This window comes from Alterirhizorhabdus solaris (genome assembly GCF_007785815.1).
Taxonomy (GTDB): domain Bacteria; phylum Pseudomonadota; class Alphaproteobacteria; order Sphingomonadales; family Sphingomonadaceae; genus Alterirhizorhabdus; species Alterirhizorhabdus solaris.
Genome location: NZ_VNIM01000175.1, coordinates 1 through 3678, shown reverse-complemented (window position 1 = coordinate 3678; position 3678 = coordinate 1). Strand labels below are relative to the sequence as shown.

The following is a 3678-nucleotide window of genomic DNA, read 5'->3' as shown; positions in this document are numbered from 1 at the left end:
GTCCTTCTTGGTTGCCATGACGGTCATCCGCCGGCGCCGGCCGCCTTCGGGTCGCTCGATGAGGACTTCCTGCCGGTTCTTGGACATGTCGATGGCTACCAGCACGGCGCCGGCGGGCGTAGGGGTGAGCTTGGTCATGGTCGGTCGGCCTCCAAAGTGTTGTCTCGACAACCTCACTTTAGATACCTGCTGACCGGCCATGGCTGGCCCTGATGAAGCCTGCGGCCGCTTCGCGGCCTTGTCTCCATCAGGGCCATAGCAGCCTCCCGAACCGGCTCTTCCCAATGTGCTACGGCATTCACTTCACCGATCCGAAGTACCCCGGCTCGGCTGTCGAAGAGGTCAAGCTGGCGCTCGCCGCCGGCGAAATCTTCCGCTGCCACTCCTTCGCGCTCGCCTGCGCGCAGAACGACATCGACCACAGGCTCACCAAGCCGCGCCATCCCTGGACCAACGGGCAGGTCGAACGGATGAACCGAACCATCAAGGAAGCGACCGTCAAGCGGTACCACTACGATACGCACGACCAGCTCAGGAAGCATCTTGGCGACTTCGTCGCCGCCTACAATTTCGGCCGAAGGCTCAAGACCCTCAAGGGCCTCACACCCTATGAAGCCATCTGCAAGACGTGGCCCAAAGAGCCACACCGTTTTACCTCAAATCCGACCCACCAAATCCCGGGACCAAACATCTAGCCGCGGCCGTACCATACCGGATCCACACGGTGCCCACCGACAACGGGATGCATTTCACCGACCCGATCGGGGATGGCTGGACCCCGAAGGACATCAAAGAGATGCGGGCGAAAAAGCTGCCGTTCCGCTGCCATGCCTTCGAGGCCGCCTGCGCCGGCCTCGACATCGAACACCGCCTGACCAAGCCACGGCATCCGGGGACCAATCGGCAGGTTGAGCAGATGAACCGGACGATCAAGGAGGCCACCGTCAAGCGTTACGACTATAAAATGCATGACCAGCTTCGCCAGCACCTCGCCGACTTCGTCGCTGCCCACAACTTCGCCCGCCGCCTCAAGTCCCTGCCCGGCCTCACACCGTACGAAGCCATCTGCAAGGCATGGACAGATGACCCGGACCGGTTCATCTCAGATCCGCACCATCAATCGCCGGGACCAAACATCTAGTATGCGTTCTTGTGAATGACTACCGTAGCCGTAGACACCAAAATTTTGAAGTCGCGCCAGACCGACCAGCCCGCGATATATTCGAGATCCGCCTGCAGCCTTCGCATTAGGTCGTCACGCCGGTACGTCGCGCCGCGGAAACCGCGTACCTGCGCAAGTCCGGTGATGCCAGGCTTCAGCGCATGGCGATGCCAATATCGTTCGTCGACATCCCAAAACAATTGTTGCCCAGCTAGTGACCCCAACGCGTGCGGACGCGGCCCAACGATACTCATCGATCCGAACAGCACGTTAAGTAACTGCGGAAGCTCGTCGATGCTGGTCTTGCGAATGAACGCGCCCACCCGTGTTATACGCGAATCGTCACGTTGGGTCGAAAGACTGCCTGCCTCATCGCATTGGTCGACAAGCATGCTACGAAACTTATACACTGCGAACAACTCGTTGCCACGCCCAACGCGCATCTGACGAAAGAACACCGGTCCTTTGCTATCGAACCGAATAGCGAAGGCCACGAACAGTAGCATCGGTGCGAGCAAGATAAGGGCGGGAACCGCAAACAGCAGATCAAATGCGCGCTTGACCATCCGGTTACGCAGACTAAGTGGTCCGGATGCGACGAGCAACGTCGTTCGCCCGCCGAGTTCCCTGATTCCGATCGCGCCGACTGCGTCGAATTCGGTGGTGACGATCTCGCCTTGAATATTGGCGCCCTTAAGCAACATAGCCCAAGGCCGCTGCGCCTCCGCCCGGCATGCGATGACGACACGATCGATCCCTCTGATTCGCTTGGCAAGGCGGTCCAGCATCATCGGATCCCGCAAATCAGGTCGAAGTCCATTGGCGGCTGCGTCGATCACCTTCGCCGTCGCTGGTACTGGAAACGAAACCTCGTCGAGGATGACGAGTTCCGAGGTTACCGCACCATCAACAGCATAATGAACAACGAAGGAGAACAGCGTGCGGAACGCCGCGACCAACACGAAGCTGCCGATCATGCCGGCCCCGATCGCCAGCCGCGAAACGTCCTGCAACACGCGTAAATAATAGAACAACAGCAACAGCGAACAAAAGGTGAAACCCAGCGAACTGCTAGCGCGGGCGATGCCTACCCGATTCGCCCGCAGCACATCGATCGAATAAGCACCGCTGTTTAACGCAACTCCTAAGAATACTGGCAAAGTAACGACAGCCATATCGAACGCCGACTGGCTTGATAGATTACCAAAGCGGAGCAGCGAGCCGATCCCGAACGCCGTAAGCACGGCTGTACCGTCGAGCGTCAACAACAACATATACAGCAGGACGCGGATCCGACTCTTTCGGGGCGCGCCGCCGTTCAGACGCACCTTGCGCGCCTTCGAACCACCCCTCACGCGCTACCCCTTTACTACAACAAGCAATACGCACCACTGTCCATAGGCGTGGTTGCCGTCAGACGCCACAGCCGTTTCAGACTCGAAACACCTAACACGATAATGCATGCTCTAAAAGTTGTAGTTTTCCGAAAACACTTTCCAGAGTATGTAATATGCACCGACGTAAACGGGCATCAATTTACCAAAATAACCGCTGCGATCACCCAGAACAGCAAACCAAACAACAGTGAAGATATGAGCGCACGTGTCGCGTTCGTCGATACGATGTCATCCGCCCGTCCAATTCTGACCTGCTCAATATTCTGACCGATCACGCCACACCCCCTCGCGATGAACATACTACCCGACCACATTGCCACGCGATTTGAACACCGGTGTTGTTGTCGGATCTGACGTCCCAAAACGAGACTGAACGAATAACTCGCGCTGCACAAGCGCATTTTACCCATTATAGAAAAAGGTTTTATCACAGCGTTAACCGCCTGATCTTGACGGCGGTGTCAGAACGCTGACGTAACGGTGGGCGATCGGGTTTCGATGTGATCCCGGGCGGTTGCGAAATCAAATCTGGAAGTCATCATGTAATACCCGACGGTGAAGCTCCCCAGTTTCCAGGAAAGTTAACATTACAGTTGCGTTTCTGATCGTCCTCTGAATCAATGGGTCACCATGGCGAGGGGGCGTGGTGACGGGAGCATCGATTGAGGGGAAACTGGAGCTTTGGGCATCGTCGCTGCGCGAAGTGAAAGCGCGGATGCGGCCATCGTTCAGCTAGGCTCGTGTGGCGGCATCGGCGAACAGCTTTCTGGATGGGCTGCTGGGCGACGAGCGCCGCAAGACCGGGTGGATGCGCGCCGAGGCGGCCGGCGATGCCGGACCATGCCGGCAGCAGGCGATCCTAGGGCGGATCGACATTCAGGGTTCCCAAACGAGCTGAAGGCTGATTCACAGGCATCCGTGTTGAGGCGCGGAGCGAGTGATGGGGATCAAGCGGTATGCCATCGAACATCTCGGCACCGATGAGGCGGTACTAGAGCGTGTTTCGAGCTGACTGACTCAGCAGGGATTCCCAAGCGGTTTGCGATCTGATTCAAGCTGTGTGCCGGCGGAGGAGGCGGGCATGCATGACCAGGGCGCTGTCAGTTGATCTTCGCAGGC

Annotated in this window: 2 protein-coding genes and 4 pseudogenes; 3 read left to right on the top strand and 3 right to left on the bottom strand. The window is 58.0% G+C overall.

All coding sequences use genetic code 11. The annotated features are described in order from the left end of the window. Nucleotides 1–138, bottom strand: a pseudogene (locus tag FOY91_RS22510) (IS110 family transposase); the annotation flags it as partial. Between the two features lie 242 nt (nt 139–380). Here FOY91_RS22510 and FOY91_RS20885 point away from each other — a divergent pair. Both FOY91_RS20885 and FOY91_RS22905 read left to right on the top strand, forming a co-directional pair. Beyond that, nucleotides 381–695: pseudogene (locus tag FOY91_RS20885) on the top strand (integrase core domain-containing protein); the annotation flags it as partial. A gap of 158 nt (nt 696–853) precedes the next feature. Then, nucleotides 854–1141 (top strand): annotated as a pseudogene (locus tag FOY91_RS22905) (integrase core domain-containing protein); the annotation flags it as partial. Here the strand turns inward: FOY91_RS22905 and FOY91_RS20875 are convergent. Both FOY91_RS20875 and FOY91_RS21895 read right to left on the bottom strand, forming a co-directional pair. Further along, nucleotides 1138–2490 carry an exopolysaccharide biosynthesis polyprenyl glycosylphosphotransferase gene (locus FOY91_RS20875; protein ID WP_238995827.1) on the bottom strand — a complete coding sequence of 451 codons (1353 nt, stop codon included), beginning with the start codon at nt 2488–2490 and terminating at the stop codon, nt 1138–1140. The pseudogene FOY91_RS22905 and the gene FOY91_RS20875 overlap by 4 nt on opposite strands. Before the next feature lie 203 nt (nt 2491–2693). Further along, complete coding sequence (locus FOY91_RS21895; protein WP_162527303.1) at nt 2694–2834, bottom strand: hypothetical protein; 141 nt, start codon at nt 2832–2834, stop codon at nt 2694–2696. A 371-nt stretch (nt 2835–3205) separates the two neighbouring features. On the opposite strand from FOY91_RS21895, the pseudogene FOY91_RS20870 reads away from it, so the two are divergent. Continuing rightward, nucleotides 3206–3427 (top strand): annotated as a pseudogene (locus tag FOY91_RS20870) (IS701 family transposase); the annotation flags it as partial. Nucleotides 3428–3678: the final 251 nt, after the last annotated feature.